This window comes from uncultured Sphingomonas sp., from assembly GCF_937859915.1.
Taxonomy (GTDB): domain Bacteria; phylum Pseudomonadota; class Alphaproteobacteria; order Sphingomonadales; family Sphingomonadaceae; genus Solisphingomonas.
Genome location: NZ_CALMAW010000113.1, coordinates 54,527 through 79,298 on the forward strand (window position 1 = coordinate 54,527; position 24,772 = coordinate 79,298).

The 24,772-nt window shown below is 68.5% G+C and carries 18 protein-coding genes and 1 tRNA gene; 11 read left to right on the forward strand and 8 right to left on the reverse strand.

The genetic code is table 11. The features are described 5' to 3' along the window. Nucleotides 1-82 precede the first annotated feature (82 nt). The 5 genes from Q0326_RS14805 (at nucleotide 83) to Q0326_RS14825 (ending at nucleotide 9,329) form a co-directional block, all read left to right on the forward strand. Complete coding sequence (locus Q0326_RS14805) at nucleotides 83-553, forward strand: DUF2934 domain-containing protein (protein ID WP_298691840.1); 471 nt, start codon at nucleotides 83-85, stop codon at nucleotides 551-553. Nucleotides 554-688: 135 nt separating this feature from the next. Then, complete coding sequence (locus Q0326_RS14810) at nucleotides 689-3,700, forward strand: alpha-1,4-glucan--maltose-1-phosphate maltosyltransferase (RefSeq protein ID WP_298691842.1); 3,012 nt, start codon at nucleotides 689-691, stop codon at nucleotides 3,698-3,700. Continuing rightward, nucleotides 3,697-6,900 (forward strand): maltose alpha-D-glucosyltransferase, encoded by a 3,204-nt coding sequence (gene treS / locus Q0326_RS14815; protein WP_298691844.1) that lies wholly within the window; start codon nucleotides 3,697-3,699, stop codon nucleotides 6,898-6,900. The genes Q0326_RS14810 and treS overlap by 4 nt, the downstream gene beginning before the upstream one ends. Then, a complete protein-coding gene (gene glgB, locus Q0326_RS14820) occupies nucleotides 6,897-9,095 on the forward strand; it encodes a 1,4-alpha-glucan branching protein GlgB (protein WP_298691847.1) in 2,199 nt (732 codons plus the stop codon). The genes treS and glgB overlap by 4 nt, the downstream gene beginning before the upstream one ends. Nucleotides 9,096-9,158: 63 nt before the next feature. Continuing rightward, nucleotides 9,159-9,329 (forward strand): hypothetical protein, encoded by a 171-nt coding sequence (locus Q0326_RS14825; protein WP_298691849.1) that lies wholly within the window; start codon nucleotides 9,159-9,161, stop codon nucleotides 9,327-9,329. Between the two features lie 135 nt (nucleotides 9,330-9,464). On the opposite strand, the gene Q0326_RS14830 is transcribed toward Q0326_RS14825, so the two are convergent. Next, on the reverse strand, nucleotides 9,465-10,082 hold the full coding sequence (locus Q0326_RS14830) for a d(CMP) kinase (RefSeq protein ID WP_298691851.1): 618 nt from the start codon (nucleotides 10,080-10,082) through the stop codon (nucleotides 9,465-9,467). Beyond that, a complete protein-coding gene (gene aroA, locus Q0326_RS14835; protein WP_298691853.1) occupies nucleotides 10,079-11,428 on the reverse strand; it encodes a 3-phosphoshikimate 1-carboxyvinyltransferase in 1,350 nt (449 codons plus the stop codon). The genes Q0326_RS14830 and aroA overlap by 4 nt, the downstream gene beginning before the upstream one ends. 109 nt (nucleotides 11,429-11,537) lie before the next feature. Between aroA and Q0326_RS14840 the strand changes: the two genes are divergently transcribed. Together Q0326_RS14840 and Q0326_RS14845 are read left to right on the forward strand one after the other, a co-directional pair. Then, nucleotides 11,538-11,852, forward strand: coding sequence for a TIGR02300 family protein (locus Q0326_RS14840; protein ID WP_298691855.1), 315 nt, complete (start codon nucleotides 11,538-11,540; stop codon nucleotides 11,850-11,852). Between the two features lie 134 nt (nucleotides 11,853-11,986). Then, a tRNA-Ala gene (locus Q0326_RS14845) sits at nucleotides 11,987-12,062 on the forward strand. A 201-nt stretch (nucleotides 12,063-12,263) separates the two neighbouring features. On the opposite strand, the gene clpS is transcribed toward Q0326_RS14845, so the two are convergent. From clpS to phaC, 3 genes are all read right to left on the reverse strand, one after another. After that, on the reverse strand, nucleotides 12,264-12,650 hold the full coding sequence (gene clpS / locus Q0326_RS14850) for an ATP-dependent Clp protease adapter ClpS (RefSeq protein ID WP_298691857.1): 387 nt from the start codon (nucleotides 12,648-12,650) through the stop codon (nucleotides 12,264-12,266). Between the two features lie 148 nt (nucleotides 12,651-12,798). Continuing rightward, the gene (locus Q0326_RS14855) at nucleotides 12,799-13,275 is read right to left on the reverse strand and encodes a phasin family protein (RefSeq protein ID WP_298691859.1); all 477 of its coding nucleotides are present in this window, start codon (nucleotides 13,273-13,275) and stop codon (nucleotides 12,799-12,801) included. 540 nt (nucleotides 13,276-13,815) lie between these two features. Next, entirely contained in the window at nucleotides 13,816-15,597 is a 1,782-nt protein-coding gene (phaC, locus tag Q0326_RS14860; protein ID WP_298691860.1) for a class I poly(R)-hydroxyalkanoic acid synthase, read from the reverse strand. A 99-nt stretch (nucleotides 15,598-15,696) separates the two neighbouring features. On the opposite strand from phaC, the gene Q0326_RS14865 reads away from it, so the two are divergent. From Q0326_RS14865 to glpX, 4 genes are all read left to right on the forward strand, one after another. After that, nucleotides 15,697-16,911, forward strand: coding sequence for an LL-diaminopimelate aminotransferase (locus Q0326_RS14865; protein WP_298691862.1), 1,215 nt, complete (start codon nucleotides 15,697-15,699; stop codon nucleotides 16,909-16,911). 121 nt (nucleotides 16,912-17,032) lie between these two features. Further along, nucleotides 17,033-17,422, forward strand: a complete 390-nt coding sequence (locus Q0326_RS14870) for a glycine zipper 2TM domain-containing protein (RefSeq protein WP_298691865.1) — start codon at nucleotides 17,033-17,035, stop codon at nucleotides 17,420-17,422. An 86-nt stretch (nucleotides 17,423-17,508) separates the two neighbouring features. Further along, nucleotides 17,509-18,816, forward strand: coding sequence for a homoserine dehydrogenase (locus Q0326_RS14875; protein WP_298691867.1), 1,308 nt, complete (start codon nucleotides 17,509-17,511; stop codon nucleotides 18,814-18,816). 160 nt (nucleotides 18,817-18,976) lie between these two features. Beyond that, entirely contained in the window at nucleotides 18,977-19,957 is a 981-nt protein-coding gene (gene glpX / locus Q0326_RS14880) for a class II fructose-bisphosphatase (RefSeq protein ID WP_298691869.1), read from the forward strand. Between the two features lie 1,256 nt (nucleotides 19,958-21,213). Here glpX and ftsH read toward each other — a convergent pair. The 3 genes from ftsH to Q0326_RS14895 all read right to left on the reverse strand — a co-directional run. After that, complete coding sequence (gene ftsH / locus Q0326_RS14885; RefSeq protein WP_298691871.1) at nucleotides 21,214-23,184, reverse strand: ATP-dependent zinc metalloprotease FtsH; 1,971 nt, start codon at nucleotides 23,182-23,184, stop codon at nucleotides 21,214-21,216. Nucleotides 23,185-23,249: 65 nt separating this feature from the next. Further along, a complete protein-coding gene (gene tilS, locus Q0326_RS14890; protein WP_298691873.1) occupies nucleotides 23,250-24,254 on the reverse strand; it encodes a tRNA lysidine(34) synthetase TilS in 1,005 nt (334 codons plus the stop codon). Then, nucleotides 24,235-24,772: tetratricopeptide repeat protein (locus Q0326_RS14895; protein ID WP_298691875.1), on the reverse strand; the 538-nt coding region annotated here is incomplete at its 5' end. The genes tilS and Q0326_RS14895, both read right to left, overlap by 20 nt.

Below are 24,772 nucleotides of genomic sequence, written 5' to 3' on the forward strand. Positions count from 1 at the left end.
ATTACAAGGCGCGGGACACGAATTGCCAAATGTGCGTTCGGGGGAAGAAATGAGCGGAGATCATGACGATGGCGTACCTATCATGAGCGACAAGCGCGAGAAGGCCATCCGCGAGCGCGCCTATGCGCTGTGGGAGAAAAGCGGCAGCAAGCACGGCCAGCATGGCGAGCATTGGGACCAGGCGGTGCGCGAGGTCGATGCCGAAGCCGGTGCCGACAAGCCCAAGGCCGGAAGCAAGGCGGCGCCGACCGCGCGAGCCAAGCCGGGCCCCAAGCCCAAAGCGCTCGCCACGCCTGCGGTCGTGCCCGCGATCAAGGCGAAGCCGGGTCCGAAGCCCAAGGCGGCTGCCGCCGCGCCGGTCGAGTCGCCCAAGCCGGCGGTGGCAGCCAAGCCCGCCGCCGTGGCCAAGCCGGTCGCGGCGACCAAGGCCAAGCCGGCGGCGAAGCCCGAGCCCGTGTCAGCGCCCGCCAAGGCGGTGAGCAAGGCGAAGCAGGCGGCCGAGTCCGTGGTCGCGACGGTCAAGCGCGCCGCCAAGGGCACAGCCAAGAAATAGCAGGGGAGGCGCAGAACCACGGCGCCCGTCGAAGGTGACCGCCGGTTCCGCGCAGTCTTCGATCATCGAGCGGGAACGTCGGCGCTGCCGAAGCGCTTGCCCCATCGCGCCCGTCCTCCTGTCCGGAGCTTTGCCTTGCCGTCGACGATGATCTGCCTGCTCGACCTCGCGAACCGCCCCGATGCCGCCCCGTCCGAAGCGGGTCTGCGCTTCGATGGACACATCCGGACGCTCACGTCGCTGTTCGAGGACGATGCACCCGGCGGAACGCTGCTTGCCGTCGACGTCCGCCGCCTGCCGATCGATCACGCACTGGTGACAGAGCATCCGCGGGCCTTTGCGATGCGGCGGAGCGGATCGGACAACGCGACGGTCGATCCGCGCCGGGCGATGCCGCCGATCGGTTCGGCCTGGGCCCGGCTCCGCGACGCGTCGGCGCAGGACGCGCTGTATGCGCCGATCCTGGCGCGGCTCCGGCGCTTCTGCGAGGCCGGAACGATCGGCTTCCGCTTCGTCGCCGCTCACGCGGTCGGCGCAGCATTCCTGACGCGGTTGATCGCCGATCTGCGCGCCGATTTTCCCGATCTTGCCGTCGTCCTCGATTCCGCGGGGGTGGCCGATGCCGACCTGCGGATATTGGCGGGCGCGGCGCTGACCGGCCTGGCCGTCGCGTTCGATGCGGCCGACCTGCGCTCCGGCGCTGCGGTCGCGCGCTATGCTCGCCTCCGCCCGATCGCGCCGCTGCTGATCGAGGTCGCGCCCGCCAACGGCGCGGCGGTCGTCGCGGCGGCGGCGGTCGGCGACGGGCTGATCCTGCCGGCGGAACTGGTCGCGGGCGATCCGCAGCGGGCGCGGGATGCGCTGGCGGTCGTGCGGCTGGTGGCGGACAGCGATGGCGAGATGCGACGGCTGACCGGCGACGGCGCGGCGGTCACCGCGCTCCTGCGCACCGACGCACGCGACGTGCGCCACGCCGATCACGCGCTCGTCATCCTGGTCAATACGGCCGCGGTGGCGCAGCCGATCGAGGATGCCGAGCGCCTGCTGACCAATGCCGGCGCGGCGTTCGGGCCGTGCGAACCCGTCGAAGGGAGCGCCGGTCTGTCGGTGCCGCTCGGCGCCCATGACGTGCGGCTGTTCCGCACGCGCCGCGCCGAACCCATCCTGCTGGGGGCATCGCCGAATGTCGGCTCGGCGGCGGAGGCGCCGCGTGTGGTGCTCGAGGGCGTCACGCCGAGCGTCGCGGGCGGCGATTTCGCGGTCAAGCGCGTCGCCGGCGAGCGGGTCGCGGTCGAGGCGCTGATCTACGCGGACGGGCATGAACAGCTCGCCGCCGAAGTCAGATGGCGCGCCCTGGATAGCGAAGAGTGGCGGACGGCGCGGCTGGCGCAAAGCCCCAATGATCGCTGGACCGGCGAATTGACGCTCGACCGGCTCGGCCGCCACGAGTTCGTGATCGAAGGCTGGCTCGACCGCTTCGGCGGTTTCCGGCGCGATTTCGGCAAGAAGCTCGACGCCGGCGTCGCGCAACCCGTCGATCATGCCGAGGGTGTCGCGCTGATCCGGCAGGCAGCGGAGCGATCCGTCGGCGACCTGCGCGCCGCGCTGACCGACTGGGCGGAGCGTGCCACGAAGGCGTCGACGGAGCCGGATCGCAGCGCGGCACTGCTGCTGTCGCCCGAACTCGCCTCGGTGATGGACCGCGCCGACGACCGCTTGCATGCCATCGTCTCGCGCGGCCAGGCGATCGACGCCGAGCGGCTGCAGGCGCGCTATTCGAGCTGGTACGAGCTCTTCCCGCGCTCGATGACCGACAGCAAGGATCGCCACGGCACCTTCGCCGACGTGATCGATCATCTGCCGCGCATCCGCGACATGGGCTTCGACACGCTCTACTTCCCGCCGATCCATCCGATCGGCACGACCAACCGCAAGGGCCCCAACAACACGCTGACCCCCGAGCCGCACGACGTCGGCAGCCCCTATGCGATCGGATCGGCGGAGGGCGGGCACGACGCGATCCATCCCGAGCTCGGCACCTTCGACGACTTCGCCAACCTCGTGGCCGCCGCGCGCGACCACGGTCTCGAGATCGCGATCGACTTCGCGATCCAGTGCGCGCCCGATCATCCCTGGCTCAAGCAGCATCCCGGCTGGTTCGCCTGGCGGCCCGACGGCTCGATGAAATATGCCGAGAACCCGCCAAAGAAATATCAGGACATCGTCAACGTCGATTTCTACGGCCCCGATGCCGTGCCCGGGCTGTGGCTGGCGCTGCGCGACGTCGTGCTGCTGTGGGCCGAGCACGGCGTCAAAACCTTCCGCGTCGACAATCCGCACACCAAGCCGCTGCCCTTCTGGGAGTGGATGATCGCCGACGTCCGCGCGCGCCACCCCGACGCGATCTTCCTCGCCGAGGCGTTCACGCGACCCAACATGATGTACCGCCTCGCCAAGGTCGGCTTTTCGCAGAGCTATACCTATTTCACCTGGCGCGACGGCAAGCAGGAGCTGGTCGACTATGTCACCGAGCTGACGACGACCGCGCCCAAAGACTTCTACCGCCCGCATTTCTTCGTCAACACGCCCGACATCAACCCGCCCTATCTGCAGACTTCGGGCCGCGCGGGCTTCCGCATCCGCGCGGTGCTGGCGGCGACCTTGTCGGGGCTGTTCGGCGTCTATTCGGGGTTCGAGCTGTGCGAGAGCGCGGCGCTGCCCGGCCGCGAGGAATATCTCGACAGCGAGAAATATGAGATCCGCCCCCGCGACTACAACGCGCCCGGCAACATCGTCGCCGACATCACATTGCTCAACCGACTGCGCCGCGCGCATCCCGCGCTGCAGACGCATTTGAACACGCGTTTTTTCCCCGCGTACAACGACAACATCATCTATTACGCCAAGCCCGAGCCCGACGGCACCGGCATGATCCTCGTCATGGTCAATCTCGATCCGCACCACGCGCAGGAAGCGACGTTCGAGCTGCCTTTGTGGGAGTTTGGCATCCCCGACGACGGCCGCATCGCGGTCCACGATCTGGTCGGCGGCTACCGCTTCGACTGGACCGGCAAGACGCAGTGGATCCGGCTGGACCCGAGCGAACCCTATCGCATCTGGCGCATCGCGCCCGGAGAGACTGCATGACCGACGTCGAAGGCCCCGCGGCCGATCCCTTGTGGTACAAGGATGCGGTCATCTATCAGCTGCATCTCAAATCCTTCTTCGATTCCAACAATGACGGGATCGGCGATTTCGAGGGGCTCCTCGCCAAGCTCGATTATATCGTCGATCTCGGCGTCACGACGATCTGGCTGCTGCCCTTCTACCCGAGCCCGCGCCGCGACGACGGCTACGACATCGCCGAATATCGCGACGTCTCGCCCGACTATGGCACGCTCGACGACGTCCGCGCCTTCGTCGACGCGGCGCACGCCCGCGGCCTCAGGATCATCACCGAACTCGTCATCAACCACACATCGGACCAGCACCCCTGGTTCCAAGCCGCGCGCAAGGCGCCCAAGGGCAGCCCCGAGCGCGATTTCTACGTCTGGTCCGACGACAACACGCTCTATACCGGCACGCGGATCATCTTCCTCGACACCGAAAAGTCCAACTGGACGTGGGACGAGGAGGCGCAGCAATATTTCTGGCACCGCTTCTACTCGCACCAGCCCGATCTCAACTTCGACAATCCGGCGGTGATGGCCGAGGTGCTGTCGGTGATGCACTTCTGGCTCGATCTCGGCATCGACGGCCTCCGGCTCGACGCGATCCCCTATCTGATCGAGCGCGACGGCACCTCGAACGAGAACCTCCCCGAGACCCACGACGTGCTGAAGCAGATCCGCGCCGATCTCGACGCGCATTATCCCGACCGCATGCTGCTCGCCGAGGCGAACATGTGGCCCGAGGACACGCAGCAATATTTCGGTGGAAGCCAGGATGGCAGCGGCGACGAATGCCATATGGCGTTCCACTTCCCGCTGATGCCGCGCATGTACATGGCGGTGGCGCAGGAGGATCGCTTCCCGATCACCGACATCATGCGCCAGACGCCCGAAATCCCCAAGAACTGCCAATGGGCGATCTTCCTGCGCAACCATGACGAGCTGACGCTCGAAATGGTCACCGACTCCGAGCGCGACTATCTCTGGAACACCTATGCGTCGGACAAGCGCGCGCGGATCAACCTTGGCATTCGTAGGCGTCTCGCGCCGCTGATGGAGCGCGACCGCAGGCGCATCGAGTTGATGAACGCGCTGCTGCTGACCATGCCCGGCACGCCGGTCATGTATTATGGCGACGAGATCGGGATGGGCGACAATGTCTATCTCGGCGACCGCGACGGCGTGCGCACTCCGATGCAATGGTCCTCCGACCGAAACGGGGGTTTCTCGCGGGCGGACCCCGCCAGCCTCGCGCTGCCACCGATCATGGACCCGCTCTACGGCTTTCAGGCGATCAACGTCGAGGCGCAGACCGGCGACCGCCATTCGCTGCTCAACTGGCTCAAGCGTATGCTCGCGGTGCGCTCGGAGCATCAGGCGTTCGGGCGCGGCACGCAGCGCTTCCTCAAGCCCGCCAACCGCCGCATCCTCGCCTATCTGCGCGAATATGAGGGCGACACCATCCTGTGCGTCGCCAATCTCGGCCGCACCGCGCAGGCGGTCGAGCTCGATCTCCACGAGTTCGAAAGCCGCGTGCCGATCGAGCTGACCGGCGCCGCCGCCTTCCCCGCGATCGGGCAGCTGCCCTATCTGCTGACACTGCCGCCCTACGGCTTCCTCTGGTTCCGGCTCGCGACCGATGTCGATGCGCCCGATTGGGCGAGTTCGGCCCCAGGCGTCGAGATCGAGCGCTATACCTTCGTGCTGCGGCCCGACCTCGCCGATGTCGGGCTCGGCGCCAATCGCGGCGTGCTCGAGCATGACATCCTCACCGCCTATGTCCCGCAGCGCCGCTGGTTCGGCGCCAAGGACGAGACGATCGAGACGGTGTCGATCGTGCGCATGACTGAGCTGCCCCAGGCGCAGGACCTGCTGCTCGCCGAGATCGAGGTGACCACGCCGAGCGGCACCGCGCGCTACACGCTGCCGCTCGGCATCGTCTGGGAGGGCGAGCAGCCCGGCCGCTTCGCCTCGGCGCTGGCGCTGGCGCGCGTGCGCCGCGGGCGCAACGTCGGTCTGCTGACCGATGGCTTTGCGCTCGCCGGCTTCCCCGCTGCGGTGCTGACCGCGCTGCGCGACAATAGCTGCGTGGCGGTAGAGGGCGGCGCGCCGCGCTTCACCGCACACGACGGTCTCGACATCGCGCCCGACATCGCGCCGCGCTGGCTGAGCGCCGAACAGTCGAACAGCTCGATGCTGCTCGGCGAGGAGGCGGTGCTCAAACTGCTGCGCAAGATCACGCCGGGGGTCCATCCCGAGGTCGAGATGGTCAGCTATCTGAGCGCCCAGGGCTTCGCCAACGTGCCGCCGATCCTTGGCGAGGTGCGGCTGGAGGAGAATGGAGAATCGAGCTTGGTGATGCTCGTCCAGCGCTTCGTCCACAACCAGGGCGACGGCTGGGAATGGACGCTGGGCACGCTCGAGCGGCTCGCGACCGACGTCGAGGGCGGGCTCGAGAATTACGAGAATTTCGCCTGCCATCTCGGTGGCCGGCTCGCCGAGATGCACGCGATTCTAGCAAGGCCCAGCGAGGATCCGGCATTCGCGCCCGAGCCGATGTCGGCGGAGGATTGCACGGCGCTCGCCGAGCGCGTCGCCAAGCAGCTCGACGGCGCTCTGGGTCTGCTGCGCGACATGGACGATGGCGACGCCCACATGCTGATCGAACGCCGGGATGCGATCGTCGCGGCGATCCATGCGGTGACGCCCAAGGCCGAGGGCCTGGCGCGCACGCGCATCCACGGCGACCTGCACCTCGGGCAGATGCTCGTCACCGGCAGCGACGTCATGCTGATCGACTTCGAGGGCGAGCCCGCGCGACCGCTCGCCGAGCGTCGCGGCAAGGACCTGCCCCTGCGCGATGTCGCCGGCGTGCTGCGCTCGTTCGACTATGCCTCCGCGGTCGCGCGGCGCGCGCTGCCGGCGGGCGCCGATACCGAGGAGGCGCGGACCAGCGAACGCTATGCCGAGTTCCGCGACCGTGCCGCGGCGCTGTTCCTGTCGGGCTATTCGGGCACCAGCGACCGGACGATCGACCCGCTGCTCGACGTCTTCCTGCTCGAGAAGGCCGCCTATGAGGTCGCCTATGAGGCGGCCAACCGGCCGGACTGGATCGGCGTGCCCGTCTCGGGTCTCGCACGGGCCGCCGGCCGTCTATTGAACAGGGAACAGGCATGATGCCGTATGACGACGATCTCAGCGCGCTCACCGTCGCGCTGATCGAGGGGCGGCTCGACGATCCCTTCGCCTTCCTCGGGCCGCATCGCACCGACGACGGCACGATCGTGCGCACCTTCCAGCCGGGCGCCGAATCGGTGTCGCTGGTCGCGCGTGAGGGCGGCGCGGCGCTGGGCACGCTCCAGGACCAGGGCGGTGGCCTGTTCACCGGCTCGCTCGAGGGTGACGCGCCCTATGCGCTGAGCATCAGCTGGCCGGGCGGCGCCGTGCAGCAGACCGAGGATGCCTACGCCTTCGGGCCGTTCCTCGGCGATCTCGACCTCCACCTGTTCACCGAGGGCCGGCATTGGGATCTCGGCCGCGTGTTTGGCGCGCAGCCCAAGACGATTGACGGCGTTGCCGGCGTCGGCTTCTCGGTGTGGGCGCCCAATGCGCGCCGCGTCTCGGTGATCGGTGATTTCAACGGCTGGGACGGTCGCCGCCACCCGATGCGGCTGCGCCACGGCGCGGGCATCTGGGAGCTGTTCGTGCCGCGGGTCGGCGCGGGGACGGCGTACAAGTTCGAGATTGCCGGCGCCGACGGCAGCGTCGTCGAGAAGGCCGACCCGATCGCACGCGCGACCGAATTGCCGCCGGCGCAGGCGTCGGTCGTCGCCCCCGCTGCGGATTACAGCTGGTTCGACGGCGACTGGATGGCGGAGCGGGCGCAGCGCCAGCGCGCCGACGCGCCGATCTCGATCTACGAGGTCCATGCCGGCTCGTGGCTGCGGCCCGAGGGCGAACCGCTGGGCACGCTCGGCTGGCACGCGCTCGCCGACCGGCTGATCCCCTATGTCAGCGAGATGGGCTTCACCCATGTCGAGCTGCTGCCGATCATGGAGCATCCCTTCGCGGGCAGCTGGGGCTATCAGCCGCTTTCGCAGTTCGCGCCCTCGTCGCGCTTCGGCTCGGCCGACGAGTTCGCCTATTTCGTCGACGAGTGTCACCGCGCCGGGATCGGCGTGATCCTCGACTGGGTGCCGGCCCACTTCCCGACCGATGCGCACGGCCTCGCCCATTTCGACGGCACCCATCTCTACGAGCATGCCGATCCGCGCGAAGGCTTCCACCAGGACTGGAACACGCTGATCTACAATCTCGGCCGCAAGGAGGTGGCGGGCATGCTGCTCGCCTCGGGCCTGTGGTGGCTGGAAACCTTCCATGTCGACGGGCTGCGCGTCGATGCCGTCGCCTCGATGCTCTACCGCGACTACAGCCGCAACGCCGGCGAGTGGGTGCCCAACCAATATGGCGGACGCGAGAATCTCGAATCGGTCGAGTTCCTCAAGCGGCTCAACCTGCTGGTCGAGGAGCGCGCGCCGGGCGCGATCACGCTCGCCGAGGAGTCGACCGCCTGGCCGGGCGTCTCCGCGCCGGTGGCACAGGGCGGGCTCGGCTTCGACTATAAGTGGAACATGGGCTGGATGCACGACACGCTTCAATATGTGGAGCGCGATCCGCTCTACCGGAGCTGGCATCACGGCGAGCTCACCTTCGGGATCGTCTATGCCTATTCGGAGCGCTTCGTGCTGCCGATCAGCCATGACGAAGTGGTCCACGGCAAGGGCTCGCTGATCGGCAAGATGCCCGGCGACCGCTGGCGGCAGTTCGCCAATCTGCGCGCCTATCTTGCCTTCATGTGGACGCATCCCGGCAAGAAACTGCTCTTCATGGGCTCCGAGATCGCGCAATATCGCGAGTGGAACCATGACGGCGAGATCGAGTGGGGGCTGATCGACCAGCCCGACCATGCGCAGATGCAGGCGCTGGTCCGCACGCTCAACCGGCTCTATGCCGACGAGCCCGCGCTGCACCAGCGCGACGCCGATCCGCGCGGCTTCCAGTGGATCGTCGGCGACGATGCCGCGGGCAGCGTGTTCGTCTATGCACGCTATGGCGCGGAGGGCACCGCCCCGATCGTCGTGCTGCTCAACATGACGCCCGACGCGCGGACCGACTATCCGATCGGTCTGCCGCAGGTCGGGCGGTGGAAGGAACTGCTCAACACCGATGCCGCGTCGTTCGGCGGCGGCAATATCGGCAATGGCGGCTGGGTGGAGGCATCGGGCGAGGGCTCGCACGGCCTGCCGGCCAGCGCGCGCGTGACGATCCCGCCGCTCGGCGCCGTGCTGCTCCGCTATGAGGCCGGCGCCTGATCGGCTGAGACCAGCCGTGGCGCCAAATGTGCCTGTCGCGCGTTTTCGCGGCAGGAGAAAGACATGGTTACGGAGCAGAAAAACAGCCCGCAACCGACGTCCCAGCCGGCGCGGGACCGCAGCGTCTGGGATGTCGCACGCGAAGCGTTCGAAAATAGCCTGATCGAGGGTGACGGTGCGGAAAGCCGGCGCAAGCCGGGCCGCCGGGCGCAGACCGAGCCGCGGTCCGGCTAGGAGCGACGACCCCGCATCCCGTTCCCCGGCGCAGGCCGGGGCCCAGGCCCCACGTCGCCGGCGGGCGCATCCGCTTGCCACGGGCGCAGGAACTGGGCCCCGGCGTCCGCCGGGGAACGCTCTATCGCGAACGCCCTACCGGGCCTGTTCGACCAGCGCGATCGCCGCCGCGACCGCCGCGTCGACACCAAGATCGCTGGTCTCTAGCAATGCCGCGTCGTCGGCCTGGCGGAGCGGCGCGATCCCGCGGCCCGAGTCGCGCGCGTCGCGGGCGCGGATGTCGGCCAGCACATGGTCGTAGCTGACCGCGAGGCCGTGACCGGTCAACTCGGCGAAGCGCCGCTGCGCACGCACCTCGGGCGAGGCGGTGACGAACAATTTGGCCCGCGCCTCGGGCGCGATCACCGTGCCGATGTCGCGCCCGTCGAGCACCGCGCCGCCCGGCGCATGCGCGAAGTCGCGCTGGCGTTCGAGCAGCGCGGCGCGGACCACGGGATGCGCCGACACGATCGAGGCGGCGCGCGCGGCAGCTTCGCTCTTGAGCCCCGGGTCGCTGAGCAGCGTATCCTCGAACCCGCAGGCGCGGAACGCATCGCCCTCGTCGGACGGATCGCCGCCGCTGCGGAGCACCGCGATGCCCACCGCCCGGTAGAGCAGCCCGGTGTCGAGATGCGGCAGTCCGTAATGGCGGGCGAGCGCCCTGGCGATCGTGCCCTTGCCCGAGGCGGCGGGGCCGTCGACGGCGATGATCATAGATTGCCTTCCCACTGTTCGGCGCCGAGCGTCGCCATCATCGCGACGAAGCTCGGGAAGCTCGTCGCGATCGGCGCGCGATCGTCGACCGTCACCGGCATCCGGCAGGCGAGCGAAGCGACCGCGAAGCTCATCGCGATGCGGTGATCGAGATGCGTCGCGACGACCGCGCCGCCCGCGAGCGGGTCGCCGCCGGTGCCGTCGATGATCAGCCCGTCCTCGACCTCCTCGACGGTCGCGCCGATCGCGCGCAGCCCCGCCGCCATTACCGCGATGCGATCCGATTCCTTGACGCGCAGCTCGTCGAGCCCGCGCAGCACCGACCGCCCCTGTGCCAGCGCGCAGGCGACGAACAGGATCGGAAATTCGTCGACCATGCTGGGCACGATCGACGGCGGCACCTCGATCCCGCGCAGCGCGGACGCCTTCACCCGCAGATCGGCGACGGGCTCGCCGCCGACGGTGCGCTCGTTCTCGAAGCCGATGTCGCCGCCCATCGCGCGCAGCATCTCGTAAAGGCCGGCGCGCGTCGGGTTGAGGCCGACATTGGCGATCACGATCTCGGAGCCCGGAACGATCAGCGCGGCGACCGCCGGAAACCCCGCCGAGGACGGATCGCCCGGCACGACGATCTGCTGCGGCCGGAGCTCCGCCTCGCCGGTGAGCGCGATGATCCGGGTGCCGTCGGCCTGCGTCTCGACGCTGATCTCGGCACCGAAGCCGCGCAACATCCGCTCGCTATGATCGCGCGTGGGCACCGGCTCGACCACACGCGTGATCCCCGGCGTGTTGAGCCCGGCGAGCAGCACCGCTGACTTGACCTGCGCCGACGCCACCGGCAGCCGGTATTCGATCGGCACCGCCGGACAGATCCCGCGGACCATCAGCGGCAGCCGCCCTCCGGGGCTTGCGGTGAACTCGGCGCCGGTGCGCGACAGCGGCTCGATCACCCGCGCCATCGGCCGCTTCGACAGCGAGGCGTCGCCGATGAAGGTCGCGCTGATCGCATGGCTCGACACCAGCCCCATCAGCAGCCGCGTCGAGGTGCCCGAATTGCCCATGTCGAGCGCGCTCGCGGGCTGGAGCAGGCCGCCGACGCCGACGCCGTCGATCGTCCACGCGCCGTCGTCGCCGCGCATGATCGTCGCCCCCATGGCGCGCATCGCGGCCGCGGTGGCGAGCACGTCCTCGCCCTCGAGCAATCCCTCGACGCGACTCGTCCCCACCGCCAGCGCGGACAGCATCAGCGCGCGGTGCGAGATCGACTTGTCGCCGGGCACGGTGACGCGGCCGGCGAGCGGGCGGGGCGCCGTGAGGCGCAGTGTCTGGGGCGGGGGCGGGGTCATAGGGCCCGGGCTTTTGACAGCCGCCCCCCGCTATGGCAAGGCGCGGCCCGCGAGCCGTCGGCGTTTCCCGCCTGGCGGCCTCCTTCAAGCAATTGGATGTGAACGAGACATGGTGAAGCCTGAATGGGGCGCCAAGCGGGCCTGCCCGAAGTGCGGCACCCGCTTCTACGATCTGGGCAAGGACGACCCGATCACCTGCATCAACTGCGGCATCCAGTGGGAAGCCGATCCGGTGCTCAAGTCGAAGCAGCCGCTGCCTTTCGACGCGCCCAAGCCGGTGGTCGAGAAGAAGGAGACGGAGGATTCCGATCTCGCCGAGGAGATCGACATCGCCGAGGACGAAGAGCCTGCCGACGACGACACCGATCTGGGTGGCGACGACGATCTGGGCGTCGCCAAGCATGACGACGAGGACGAGCAGTAAGTCCTTCGAACGGCTCGGTCGGGGCATAGTGCAAAAAGCGCGAACGTCCCGACCAAGCCCTCTTGCACGGGTCGGCCGCCTGCCCTAAAGGCGGCGATCTCGATGCCGATCCCCAGTCGGCGCGAATGGAATGTGGGGCCGTAGCTCAGCTGGGAGAGCGTCGCGATGGCATTGCGAAGGTCTGGGGTTCGATCCCCCACGGCTCCACCATTCCTCTTCTAGTTGGCGCTGATCGAAGCGCGCTCGGCTAGGCTACAGCAACACCGATCTGCGATCCCGAAGCCCATGCGCTCGGTCGATCCTGCTGGCGATCGAGTCCTGTTGGATCGTTCCGAGACTTGCCGATCTCGGCTTCGCGTCACCGTCTTGCGAACGCCAGGCGCTCTCCATGAGCGCGCGGCAAAAGACCCTTCAGGCCTTCTCGATCGTGCACTGCAGCGGGTGCTGCTGCTGGCGGGCGAAGTCGACCACCTGAGTCGCCTTGGTCTCGGCGACCTCGTGGCTGAACACGCCGCATACGCCGACGCCCTTCTGGTGGACGTGGAGCATCACCCGGGTCGCATCCTCGATGCTCATCCGGAAGAAGCGTTGCAGGCACAGCACGACGAACTCCATCGGCGTGTAGTCATCGTTGAGCATCAACACCTTGTACAACGACGGCTTCTTGGTGCGCGTCCGCGTGCGGGTGGCGACGCCGACGCCGTTGCCGGGATCCTCGCCATCCTTGTTCGCGGCGGTCACGCGGATCGCGCCACGACTCTCGTAGGTCGGTTCGATGATGTCGTTGGGCATATGCATGTTCACGCCAGAATATGGCATCCGCGGGCGGGAGGGCAAGAGCCCGTGTCGGGCTTTGTGCGACATCGGCGCAAAAGCGAAAGGCCGCCTCGCTGGAGCGAGACGGCCTTCGATTGTCAAATCGGCCGATGGTGGCCGACGAAGCGGATTAGATCGCGGTCGTCGCCTTGACCTTCTCGACCGCGACCGCGACGCGGTTCGAGAGCGGCTGGGCAACCTCGCCGGCGAGCTTGAGCCACGCCTCGGTCACCTTCGAGCTCTCGGCGACGGCCGAGTCGAAATAGGATTTGAAATAGTCGCTCTGCAGCTTGAACAGTTCGGTCGGCGACTTGGCGGAGGCAAAGGTCTTGAACGCGGCGGTCGTGGTCTCGAACGACTTGCGCGCATAATCGGCAGCTTCCTGACCGAGCGCCTCGGCGGCCTTGGCGGCGAGCTTCGACGATTCGACCATCGCCTCGACATTGCCCTTCTGGAATTCGGTGAATTCCTCGGTCATCTTGACGCTCTTGTCGTAGGCACCCTTGGCGCGGCCGCTGAAGTCCCCGAACAGCGCCTGGGTGCGCGCACCGGCGTCGCCGGTGAAGGTCTTGGCGGCGTCCTGCATCTTGCTGATCGTGTCGTTCATGGCGGTCGGTCCTTCTACGGCTGTGGCGACGAGAGGTGCCACGGGTTCATGTGTGAGGCTGTCCGGTGTCGGTGCGGCGACAGTCGGCTTTATGGCGGGCGGTGTGACGGCAACCGGCTTCGCAAAGGCCGGTTTCGCAGCGACCGGCTCGGCAGCTGCCGGATGGGGCGCCAGCGAATCGGTCTCGGCCCGCGCACCGGGGGGGCGACCGCGCTTGCGCTTGACCGGTTCGACGACCGGCGCGGCCGACGGCGGCGCGTCGACGGACGCGGCCGGCGGCGCCTTGGCGGCGGGGGCCGGCGCTAAAGTCTTCGCCACCAAATCCTTAGCAACCGGCGCGGCGTCGATCGCCTTCGGCACGGCCGAGAGCTTCGGTTGCCGTGTCGCCGGCTTGCTGGGTTCGGACATGACGGCCAGACCTCACATACATTCATTGTTGTTGCACCGCACAATACTGCGAACTGCGTCGATCGACAAGCAATATTGTGCAGTGCAGCATCGGCGTCTGCGGCAAGCGGTTCCACGCTTGCGTCGAGCCGTTCAGGGCAGGCGGACGTAGCGGCCGGGCGCATCCTCTATCGCCTTGCGCTTCCCGCGCCCGGGGATGCGCGCGCGCGTCGCGGCGACGGTGCCGTCGTCGATGGCGGCCAGCCAACCCCGCCAGTCTGGCCACCAGCTGCCCTTGGTTTCGCGCGCCTGTGCGACGAACTCGGCAAGCGAGGCGGCAGGCGTGTCGCTCGTCCAATATTGATATTTCTGCGCGTCGGGCGGATTGACCACGCCGGCAATATGTCCCGATCCGGCGAGCACGAAGCGCAGCGGCCCGGCCAGATGCTCGGTGAGCTTCCAGACGCTGTCGGCGGGCGCGATATGATCCTCGCGGCCGGCCTGGACATAGCTCGGCGTGGTGACGGTGGTGAGGTCGATCGGCGTCCCGGCGACGCTGATCCCGCCCGGCTTGGCGAGCAGATTGTCGCGGTAGAGATCGCGCAGATAGCTCAGATGCCAGGCCGCGGGCAGGTTGGTCGTGTCGCCGTTCCAATAGAGCAGGTCGAACGCCGGATAGTCTTCGCCCATCAGATAATTCTGGACGACATAGTTCCAGATCAGATCGCGCCCGCGCAGCAGGTTGAACGCGGCGGCCATGTAGCGGCCGTCGAGATAGCCCTTGTCGCCCGCCAGTTCGGCGACGAGGCCGAGCTGGGCGTCGTCGATGAACAGCGACAGGTCGCCGGCCGAGGCGAAGTCGACCTGCGCGGTGAAGAAGGTCGCGCTCGCCACCTTGGCGGCCTCGCCCCGCGCGGTCAGCAGCGCGAGCGTCGCGGCGAAGGTGGTGCCGGCGACGCAATAGCCGATCGCATGCACCGCCCCGACGCCGAGCAGATCGCGCACGACGTCGATCGCCTCGATCTGCGCCGCGACATAATCGTCGAGGATGATCGCCGCCAGGCTTTCGTCCGCGGACTTCCACGACACCATGAACACGCTGAGCCCCTGCTCGACCGCCCAGCGCACGAAGCTCTTCTTGGGGTTGAGGTCGAGGATGTAGAAGCGGTTGATCCAGGGCGGAAAGACGACCAGCGGGATCGTCGCGACGCGCGCCGTGGTCGGCGCATAGTGGATCAGCTGGAACAGCGGCGTCTCGTAGATCACCTTGCCCGGCGTCGCCGCGATCGTCTCGCCCAGGACGAAGGCGGCACGATCCGCATGCGTCAGCTGGCCGCGTCCGAGATCCGCGAGCATATTTTCGAGCCCCTTGATCAGGCTCTCGCCGCGCGTCGCGACGATCTTCTCGAGCGCGAGCGGGTTGGTCGCAAGGAAGTTGCTCGGCGCGATCGCATCGGCGAAGGCGCGCGTCACGAACAGCATCTGGTTGCGCTGCTTGTCGCTGAGCCCCTCGACCGCGCCGACCGAGCGCACCATGTGGTCCGACAGCAGCTGATAGGACTGGCGGATCAGGTCGAACAGCGGGTTCGCCTGCCATTGCGGCGCGGCGAAGCGGCGATCGGCGACCGGCGCATCCGGGGACGCGGTCGAGCCCGGGTTGAGAAAACGCTGCCAGAGCGTCAGGCTGTCCTTCCAGAAATCGGCCTGCGCATCGACCAGCTTGGTCGGGTCGACGGCGAAACTGGTCGGCGGGGTGACGGTCAGCAGCTTCGAGAAATCGGGCAGCGTCGCCGGTGCGCGCGTCGCCTGCGTCACGGCATATTCGAGCATGAGCTGCTGCGCGCGGCCGATCACGCCCGTCCAGTGCTGGAGTTCGTCGAGCGTCGGGGTCAGCATGCCTGCCGCGATCACCGTATCGCCCTCGCCGTGCGTCATCCCGTTCTCCGTCGACAAGCGCCTGTGCCCGCGCGCCGTATCCCGCTATACCGCGCGCGCCGCCTGCTTGGCGAGCCATCCGAGAAAAGGTCCTGCCCGATGTCCGAGGAATTCTACCGCATCCGTCGCCTGCCCCCCTACGTGTTCGCCGAAGTGAACGCGATGAAGGCAGCGGCGCGCGCGGCGGGCGAGGACATCATCGATCTCGGCATGGGCAATCCCGATGGCGCGCCCGCGCCGCATGTCATCGAGAAGCTGGTCGAGGTCGCGCGCGATCCCAATGCGCACGGCTATTCGGCGTCGAAGGGCATTCCCGGGCTGCGCAAGGCGCAGGCCGGCTATTATGCGCGCCGCTTCGGGGTCGATCTCGATCCCGATACCGAGGTGGTCGTGACGCTCGGCTCGAAGGAGGGGCTCGCCAACCTCGCGCAGGCGATCACCGCGCCCGGCGACGTCGTGCTCGCGCCGAACCCGAGCTATCCGATCCACACCTTCGGCTTCATCATCGCGGGGGCCGCGATCCGCTCGATCCCGGCCGCACCCGGCCCGGATTTCTTCACGCGGCTCGAGCATGCGATCGCCTACACCGTGCCCAAGCCGTCGGTGCTGGTGATGGGCTATCCGTCCAACCCGACCGCCTATGTCGCCGATCTCGATTTCTACACCAAGGTCGTCGCCTTCGCGAAGGAGCACAAGCTCTGGGTTCTGTCCGACCTGGCCTATTCGGAAATCTATTTCGGCGACGTGCCGACGCCGTCGATCCTCCAGGTGCCCGGCGCCAAGGATGTCGCGATCGAATTCACCTCGGTGTCGAAGACCTATTCGATGGCGGGCTGGCGGATCGGTTTCGCGGTCGGCAACAAGACGCTGATCGGCGCGCTGACGCGGGTGAAGTCCTATCTGGATTACGGTGCGTTCACGCCGATCCAGGCAGCGGCGGTCGCCGCGATCAACGGCCCGCAGGACATCGTCGAGCAGAACCGCCAGCTCTACAAGCGCCGCCGCGACGTGATGGTCGAGAGCTTCGGCCGCGCCGGCTGGGAACTGCCGGTGCCCGAGGCGTCGATGTTCTGCTGGGCGCCGATCCCGCCCGCGCTCAAGCATCTTGGCGCGCTCGAATTCTCCAAGCAGCTGCTCACCCACGCGCAGGTCGCGGTCGCGCCCGGCGTCGGCTTCGGCGAGGAGGGCGAGGGCTTCGTCCGGCTCGCGCTGGTCGAGAATGAGCACCGCATCCGCCAGGCGGCGCGCAACATCAAGCGCTACCTTCAGTCGATGGGGGTCAATGCGGCGCCGCCGACCCGCGCGGCCAACTGAAGCTGTCTGATCGCTGACCGGCGCGTTCAGGCCGACGCCATGCCCGCTGCGCCATAGCCGGAGCGTGGGCAACCATTTCGGCGACGAAAGGTTGTGCGGGCACATTTGACAGGAGTGGACGATGAAGAAGAGCATATTGGGCGCGATGACCGCCGCGATGCTGGTGATGCCGGTCGCGATGACCTCGACCGCAGCGTCCGCGCAGCAGTGGCATGGCGACCAGCAGGGCTGGGATCCGTCGCGCGACTATCGTGACAACGGCCATAATGGCGATCGCGGCCGGGATGGCGGCGATCGGCGCCTGGGTCGCCACGACCAGGTCTATCGCGGCCATGACGGCCGCTATTACTGCCGCCGCAGCGACGGCACGACCGGCACCGTGATCGGCGCGATCGGCGGCGGCGCGGCCGGCGCTCTGCTCGGCGGCGGCACGCTCGGCACGCTGCTCGGTGCGGGCGGCGGCGCGCTGCTCGGTCGCTCGATCGATCGCGGCAATGTGAAGTGCCATTGATCGTTTAGCGATAATGCAAGCCTGACGGCTTGCCCTGACCCTCCCGTCGTGTCAGCGCGTCCCGCTGTACGACGGGAGGGTTTTTCATGGGCCAAGCATTGCGGATCGCGCTGGCGGGGTTGGGCACGGTGGGCGCGGGCGTCGTCAAGCTGCTCGACGTCAACCGCGAGATCGTCGAGCGCCGCGCCGGGCGCGCCATCGAGATCGTCGCGGTCTCGGCGCGCGACCGGACGCGCGACCGCGGCGTCGATCTGGCGCGCTTCGCCTGGGTAGACGACGCCGCCGAGCTTGCGGCACGCGACGATGTCGATGTCGTCGTCGAGCTGATCGGCGGTTCGGACGGCCCCGCGCTGACCCTCGCGCGCCGCACGATCGCGGCCAAGCGCCATTTCGTCACCGCCAACAAGGCGATGATCGCGCATCACGGCATCGGGCTTGCCGGCGACGCCGAGGCGGCGGGCGTCGCGCTCAAATATGAGGCCGCGGTCGCGGGCGGGATCCCGGTGATCAAGGGGCTGCGCGAGGGGGCTGCCGCCAATGCGATCGGGCGCGTCTACGGCATTCTCAACGGCACCTGCAATTATATCCTGACCACGATGGAGGCCGAGGGCCGCGACTTTGCCGAGGTGCTCGGCGAGGCGCAGCGGCTCGGCTATGCCGAGGCCGATCCGTCGTTCGACATCGACGGCGTCGATGCCGCGCACAAGCTGTCGATCCTAGCGAGCCTCGCCTTCGGGACGCGGATCGACTTCGACGCCGCCGCCGTCACGGGCATCCGCCACGTCCTCGCCGCCGACATCGCGCAGGCGCAGGCGCTGGGCTACCGCGTCCGCCTCGTCGGGCTTGCCGAGGCGCAGCCCGAAGGCAGCAGCACCGCCGGCCTGTTCCAGCGCGTCCATGCCTGCCTCGTCCCCAACGCGCACCCGCTGGCGCATGTCGCGGGCTCGCTCAACGCCGTCGTGGCGGAGGGCAATTTCGTCGGGCGCCTGCTGTTCCAGGGCCGCGGCGCGGGCGAGGGGCCGACCGCCTCCGCGGTCGTCGCGGACCTGATCGACATCGCGCGCGGCGAATATGGCCCCGCCTTCGCGATGCCGGTCGCGAGCCTGGCGGCGATGGCGCCCGCGAAGACGGGTGACCGCCGCGGCCGTGCCTATCTGCGCTTCTCGGTCGCCGACCGGCCCGGCGTGCTCGCCGAGATCGCCGCCGCGATGCGCGATGCCGGGGTCTCGATCGAAAGCCTGATCCAGCGCGGCGCGACCGCCGAGGGCGGGGTTCTGGTCGCGATGGTGACGCACGAGGGGCCGGAGCGAGCGGTCACCGACGCGCTGGCGCGGCTCGAGGGCTCGAGCAGCCTGCTCGGGGTCCCGATGATGATGCACATTCTCGACGTCTAGGACCGATCCTGCACTCCAATTCCGGTCGCACTACGACTGCGCTCGGGACGAACGGCTATTTGATTCCGTCGCGCTCCCACGACCAGCGCTGCCATCCTCGACATCGTAACACAGCTTCCCTAACGCTCGGCGCAATTCCGGGGCGCCTCAAGGAGAGACCATGTCGACCGATCCGATTGCCAGAAGCCAGCTTCTCGACCGCGTCCTCGTGCTCGAGATGGTGCGCGTCACCGAGGCCGCCGCGATCGCGGCCGCCAAGCTGATCGGACGGGGTGACGAGAAGGCGGCCGACGCCGCCGCGGTCGAGGCGATGCGCGCCGCGTTCAACGAGCTCGACTTCGACGGCACCGTGGTGATCGGCGAGGGCGAACGCGACGAGGCGCCGATGCTCTATATTGGCGAGAAGGTCGGCAAGGGCACCGGCCCCAAGATCGACATCGCGCTCGATCCGCTCGAGGGCACGACGATCTGCGCGACCGGCGGGCCGAACAGCCTCGCGGTGCTGGCGATCGCCGAGGAGGGCTGCCTGCTCAACGCGCCCGACGTCTATATGGACAAGCTCGCGATCGGGCCGGGCTATCCGCGCGGCCTCGTCTCGCTCGACCAGACGCCGACCGAGCGCGTCGAGGCGTTCGCCAAGGCCAAGGGCGTCGCGCCCTCCGAGATCACCGTGCTGGTGCTCGATCGCCCGCGTCACGCGAAGATGATCGCCGAGCTGCGCGCGCTCGGCACCGGCATCTATCTGATCCCCGACGGCGACGTCGCCGGCGTGATCTCGGTGACCAACCCCGACACGACGATCGACATGTACATGGGCTCGGGCGGCGCGCCCGAGGGCGTGCTCGCGGCGGCGGCGCTGGCGTGCGTCGGCGGCCAGTTCCAGGGCCGGCTGCTGTTCCGCAACGACGACGAGCGCGCGCGCGCCGCCAAATGGGGCGTGACCGACCTCAACCGCATCTATGAGCTCGAGGATCTGGTGAAGGGCGACGCGATCTTCGCGGCGACCGGCGTCACCGCGGGCTCGCTGCTCGACGGCGTCAAGCGCCGCCGCGATGGCGTGCTGACCACCGAGAGCGTGGTGATGCGCGCCTCGTCGGGCACGATCCGCTGGGTCAAGGGCGAGCACCACAAGCGCGGGTGAGCTTTTGCGTGGGCCGAGCCGGCACGCGCGCTTCCTCTGTTTTCCGTCATCCCGGCGAAAGCCGGGACCCATAGACGGCGGCAATTCTACGGCTGGCGCGGCGCCAGCCCCATTCCCACCCCGCATCCATGGGTCCCGGCTTTCGCCGGGATGACGGCGGTGGGGAATGGCATCTGTAGGATTTCCGGACGCACGTCTCCCGCCTCTGCCGTGCGGCGAGCGAGAGAAACGGCCGGCGCCCTCGCGTGCCTCGTGCAAGCGGAGGGTTTGCGGGGTTCTCCTCCCGCGAGAGCCTTCATCGTCGCCGGTCGCCTGATGCCGCAAGAAGCTCTGGGAGCCGAAGCGGCCTTTGGGGCGCGGAAATCGATGCGATCTCGGTTGGGGCGGACACCTGGTTCTCTGCCGGTCTCCGCGTGGCACGGGAGGCGGCAAGCAGGTGCTGGCCTGGTTGCGGACAAGTGCAAGGACATCCCTCCGGATGCCAGCGCGCCGGCCGTTCGGACGGTCGCCGACACCGTGGCGCCGGCGCCGTCCCATCCCGCTCGACCGGGCGCCTCGTCAGGCGCGCGGATCGAACGGGCAGCGCGTATAACCTATATGGCTAAAATTGCCAAGGCTCAAATGGGGATGCGCTACCGCCCCCGTTTGCCGTCATCATCTCCCCTCCCTGAAAGGGAGGGGTCGGGGTGGGTTCGCCTGAGGCGGACATAACGGTGATCCGGAGACCAACCCACCCCAAACCCCTCCCTTTCAGGGAGGGGCGTTCGGCCGCCTTCGCCCATATGCGGACATTGGATTTTATCGTCACCCCGGCCTTGAGCCGGAGTCCAGCTGCCTTGATCAAAGGGGTGAAGAAGCGGGACCCCGGGTCGAGCCCAGGGTGACGGGATCAGAGAATGTCCGCTTCCCACCACTTGCCGTCATTCCCGCGAAGGCGGGAATCCATACGCGCAGCGCCTCAATAGCTGATGCCGCGTCTATGGATCCCGGATCACGTCCGGGATGACGAAGAAGAGGAATGGCCGCTCTCCACCAAACCCGTCATTCCCGCGAAGGCGGGAATCCATACGCGCGGCGCAGCTAGCGCGCGATGTTCTCTTCTAATCTGTCGGGCTTATGGATTCGCGAGTCCGCGGGAATGACGGTAGACAGGGCGGGACACTTTTGCTCGACCCCGCCCGCTCCGACCCGCAAGCAAAAAAAGGCCGGAGCATCGCTGCCCCGGCCTCCCGATACCTCCCGCGAGGAAGTGGGCCTTACGCCCCCTGCGGCGCCGCGTCCCCCCACGCCCCGCCGCCGCCCGGGCGGCGCGACTTGGGGATTGACGAGCCGGTCGCGGCGCGCGGCTGCGGCGCGCGCTTGTCGCGGTCGTCGCGGCCGATGTCCTCGCCCTTGATCGCCTTCTTGGCCTCGTCGCCGGTCAGCGTCTCGAACTCGAGCAGGGCGAGCGCCAGCTTGTGCAGCTCGTCGAGGTTGTCGGTGAGCACCTGGCGCGCGTGACTCTCGCCCTCCTCGACCAGCCGGCGGACCTCGCTATCAATCAGCCGTGCGGTCTCCTCGGACATGTTCTGTGCGCGGCTGACCGAGTGCCCCAGGAACACCTCGTCCTGATTGTCGCGGTAGCGCAGCCAGCCGAGCTTCTCGCTCATGCCATATTCCATCACCATCGAGCGCGCCATGTCGGTCGCCTGCTGGATGTCGTTGGAGGCGCCGGTGTTGAGCTCGTCGATGCCGTAGATCAGCTGCTCGGCGATGCGGCCGCCGAAGCAGAGCGCGAGCTTCGCCTTCATCTGCTTCATGTTCATCGAATAGCGGTCGCGCTCGGGCAGGTTCCAGGTGACGCCCAGCGCGCGTCCCCTCGGGATGATCGTCACCTTGTGGAGCGGATCGCAGCCCGGCACGTGCAGCGAGACCAGCGCATGGCCCGCCTCGTGATAGGCGGTCGAGCGCTTCTCGTCCTCGGTCATCACCATGGACTTGCGCTCGGCGCCCATCATGACCTTGTCCTTGGCCTCCTCGAACTCCTTCATCGCGACCAGCCGCTTGCCCTTGCGCGCGGCGAGCAGCGCCGCCTCGTTGACGAGGTTGGCGAGATCGGCGCCCGAGAAGCCGGGCGTGCCGCGCGCGATCGTGCGCATGTCGACGTCGGGCGCGGTCGGCACCTTCTTGACGTGGACGGCGAGGATCTTGTCGCGGCCGTCGATGTCGGGGCGGGGCACGATCACCTGGCGATCGAAGCGGCCGGGACGCAGCAGCGCGGGATCGAGCACGTCGGGGCGGTTGGTCGCCGCGACGATGATGATGCCCTCATTGGCCTCGAAGCCGTCCATCTCGACAAGCAGCTGGTTCAGCGTCTGCTCGCGCTCGTCATTGCCGTTGCCGAGGCCGGCGCCGCGATGACGGCCGACCGCGTCGATCTCGTCGATGAAGACGATACAGGGCGCGTTCTTCTTGGCCTGCTCGAACATGTCGCGCACCCGGCTGGCGCCGACGCCGACGAACATCTCGACGAAGTCGGAGCCCGAGATGGTGAAGAAGGGCACGCCCGCCTCACCCGCGATCGCGCGAGCGAGCAGCGTCTTGCCGGTGCCCGGCGAGCCGACCAGCAGCGCGCCCTTGGGGATCTTGCCGCCGAGCCGCGCGAAGCGCGTCGGGTCTTTCAGGAAGTCGACGATCTCCTGCAGTTCCTCGCGCGCCTCGTCGATGCCCGCGACGTCGTCGAAGGTGACCTTGCCATGCTTCTCGGTGAGCAGCTTGGCGCGCGACTTGCCGAAGCCCATCGCGCCCGAGCCGGCGTTCTTCTGCATCTGGCGCATCACGAAGAAGGCGATGCCGAGGATCAGCAGGAACGGCAGCGCCTGATAGAGCAGCAGCAGCCACACCGAGGTCTGCTCCTCGGGCTTGGCGCGGAAGCGCACGCCCTTGTCCTGCAGCCGCTGGACGAGCTGCGCGTCGCCCGGCGAGACGGTGTTGAAGCTCTGGTCGTTGCCGATCTTGCCGCTGATATTATTGTCCGAGATCACCACGTCCTTGACGCTGCCGTCGGCGACCTTGGCGAGGAAATCGGAATAGGCGATCGTGTCGCTGGCGCGCGCGTCGCGCATGCCGCCGTCGAACAGCGAGACGAACAGGAACAGTGCGCCGACGATGGCGAACACGACCAGCATGTTCTTCATCCAGGCATTGCCTTGGCCCTGGGGTTCCTTGTCGTCGTTCTGCATGGTCATCCGATCGCGTGGGCTTCGCCGACAATGTAGGCGGAGGTACGTTAATGGCAATGGAACAACGACGGTCACGACGATCGTTTGGCGCCCCGATGCGGCGGGGCGGCGGAGAAGCGCCACACCGCGCCGCCCTGCGCGCGGACGCCGGCCAGCGTCGCGGTGCCGCCGCGCGCCAATACCGCCATCAGATGGACGAGCGGCGGGCCGTCCGGCGACGCGCGGAAATGCGCGGAAAACAGGCGTATGAGCGTGCGGCGGCGCAGCTCGTGCGGGGCGTCGCCGGGGGTGAACAGCACGGCGTCGCCCGCGCGCGCGACGGCTTCGACGAAAAGACGATCGGCGAGCTGGTCGAGCGCCGCGTCGGCGTCCCGCAGATGGTCGGCGGCGGCCGCGACTCGGACGGGATCGAGCCACGGCGTGCCAGCGAGCAGCCGACGCGCCGCGGTGCGGCCGAATCGGGGGTTGCTGTTCGACGGGTCGAGCGCCGCGGCGAAGCCCGACCGCGCGACGATCGCCGCGAGCTCCGCCTTCCGCCACCCGAGCAGGGGGCGCAGCAGCATCGTCGCGGGCGCGCATGCGGTGTCGACGAGCGGACGGGCAGGGCGGATACCGCTCAGCCCCGACAGACCCGCGCCGCGCGCCAGCCGCATCAGCACGGTCTCGGCCTGGTCGTCGGCATGGTGCGCGGTCAGGATCGCCATGAGCCCCTCTGCCTGCGCCCAATTGGCGAGCGCGGCATAGCGCGCGCGCCGCGCCTCGCCTTGCAGGCCGTCCCCCGCCGGGGCCACGGCAACGCGAACGACGGCGTGCGGGACGCCGATTGCGGCGGCGGCGGCGGCGGCGGCCAATGCTTCCTCGGCGCTGTCCGCGCGCAAGCCATGGTCGACGGTCAGGGCCTTGACGCGGCCCGCGGCGGTCGATGCGGCAAGGACGAGCAGCGCCAGGCTGTCGGGGCCGCCCGAAAAGGCGATCCCGACCGGGGCGGCGGCTGGCAGCCCGACACCGTCGAGCAGCCCGCCGAGATCAGCTAGGAAGCGCGCGCCGGCATCTGGGTCAAGCGCCGCATTTGGCATCCGCGCGCCCCTGCGCAACGCGCGCCTTCAAGGTGGCGTTGGCGGTCGGGCCATAGACGTCGCCGAATTCGGCATAGGCCTGGCAGGCGTCGGCATTCTTCTTGAGCCGGAACAGCGTCTGGCCGAGATAATAGAGGCTGTCGGGGGCGCGGTCGCCGCGCGGGAATTGCTTGTAGCTGGTGTAAAAGGCCTTGGCGGCGTCGCTCAGCTGGCCGTCGTCGAGATAGGCGCGCCCGAGCAGATTCTGCGCGTAGCTCGCGCGCTTGCTCTTGGGATATTTGGCGACGACCTGGGTCAGCTGCTGCTCGGCATCGGCATAGCGCTTCTGCGTCCACAGCGAATAGCCGAGCATATAGCCGTCCTCGGACGGATCGCCGGTCTTGGCGATGGCAGCACCGGCCGGCGCTGCCGCTGGGGCTGCACCGTTCGCCTCGTCGGCCATGGTATCGGCGGGCACCGGGGCGGGGCGCGGCGCGGCCGGATTGCGCCCTTGCGCGCCGAACGGCACGGTGCCGGCG